This is a genomic window from Streptomyces sp. NPDC002520, assembly GCF_053595235.1.
This window is the reverse complement of the sequence record NZ_JBSFXG010000089.1, coordinates 1-1,789: the sequence shown is the minus strand read 5'-3', so window position 1 is coordinate 1,789 and position 1,789 is coordinate 1. Positions and strand designations below refer to the sequence as shown.

Sequence of the window (1,789 nt, the reverse complement as noted above, 5' to 3'; positions counted from 1 at the left end):
AGGACTCCGTTGGAAAATGAGCAAACGGGCGGCGTCGGCTTGCTGGGGTCGGCATGATCGTTCTGTTCGTCGGAGCGAGGGGTGGGCTGAGTGTCGCTGGAGTCTCGGGACGACCGCGGGGTGCCGGAGCTGACCGCTCGGGTGGTGCGGGCGTCATTCCCGAAAGGGACGCTGGCCGTCCGGGTGCGTGAGGCGCTCGGCCCGCTGTTCGAGGACGAATCCTTTGCTGAGGCGTTCGCGACACGGGGGCGTCCGGCCGTGTCGCCGGGAGCGTTGGCGCTGGTGTCGGTGCTGCAGTATGCCGAGGGCCACACCGATCGGCAGGCCGCAGACCAGGTGCGGGCCCGGATGGACTGGAAGTTTCTCCTCGGCCTGGAGCTGGACGACCCAGGGTTCGACTTCTCCGTCCTCAGCGACTTCCGCGCCCGGCTGATTGAGCACGGCCTGCAAGAGAGAGTCCTGGACCTGATCCTGGAACGAATCTCCAACCTCGGGCTGCTGCGTTCCGGGGGGCGTCAGCGCACCGACTCCACCCATGTGCTCGCGGCCGTGCGGACGTTGAATCGGATGGAGTTCGTCGGTGAAACGCTGCGGGCGGCGCTGGAGGCGCTGGCCGCAGCCGCCCCGGACTGGCTATCCCTGCTGGTGACCGCCGAGTGGGTCAAACGCTACGGGGCCCGCATCGACTCCTACCGCTTCCCCAAGGGCGACAACGTGCGCCAGGAGTGGGCCGAGCAGGTCGGCCGGGACGGCTTCACCATCCTGGAGGCCGTCTACGCACCCCAGGCTCCTGCCTGGTTACGTGAGGTCCCAGCCGTCCAGGTCCTGCGCCATGCCTGGGTTGAGCAGTATCACCGCGACGGTGAGGGGGTGCGCTGGCGGGAGGGCAAAGACCTCCCGCCGGGCAGACGTCGGCTGTCCTCGCCCTACGACCCCGACGCCCGCTACAGCGTCAAGCGGGGCTCAGGCTGGTGCGGCTACAAGACCCACCTCAGCGAGACCTGCGAGCCCAGCGCCCCGCACCTGATCACCCATGTCCTCACCACGGACGCCACCGTCGCCGACACCGAGGTCACCGAGGCCGTCCACCAGGGCATGGCCGCACGTGAACTGCTGCCCGATGAGCACGACGTGGACGCCGGCTACGTCACTGCCGCCCACATCCTGGCCGCTCACGAGAAACACTGCATCGAACTGCTCGGGCCGGTCGGCCTGGACACCCACCACAGCGGGCGCGGTGCGCAGGCACCGGACCTGACCCAGGCCGCCTTCCAGACGGACTGGGAGGCCAGGAAAGTCATCTGCCCCCAGGGAGCAGCCAGCGTCAGCTGGTCCGAACAACGCAAAGCCAGCGGAACCCCGCTCGTCCGCGTGCACTTCGCACTCGTCGACTGCGACCCGTGCCCGCTAAGACCGAGGTGCACCAAGGCAGCCAACGGCAAGTGGGGCCGCAGCTTGACCCTGCTGCCCCGAGAGCAGCAGCAGGTCCTCGAACAACGACGCGCAGAGCAGCAAACCGAGGCGTGGAAACAGCGCTATGACATCCGGGCCGGAGTGGAAGGCACCATCTCGCAAGCCGTCCGCCGCACCGGCATCCGCCGCACCCGCTACACAGGACTGCCCAAAACTCACCTCGGCAACGTCCTCGCCGCCACCGCGATCAACATCATCCGCCTCGACGCCTGGCTCGCGGGCACCCCGCTCGGCAAGATCAGAACCTCCCACCTGGCCCGCCTCGAACTCGCCGCCTGAAACCACAGGCACGCAACCGTTTTGCGGATTTCCCAAC

General features: G+C 68.2%; 1 protein-coding gene. It reads left to right on the top strand.

All coding sequences use genetic code 11. The annotated features are described in order from the left end of the window. Nucleotides 1–90 precede the first annotated feature (90 nt). A complete protein-coding gene (locus tag ACWD5D_RS44805; protein WP_451378499.1) occupies nucleotides 91–1,752 on the top strand; it encodes an IS1182 family transposase in 1,662 nt (553 codons plus the stop codon). The last annotated feature ends 37 nt before the right edge of the window (nucleotides 1,753–1,789 follow it).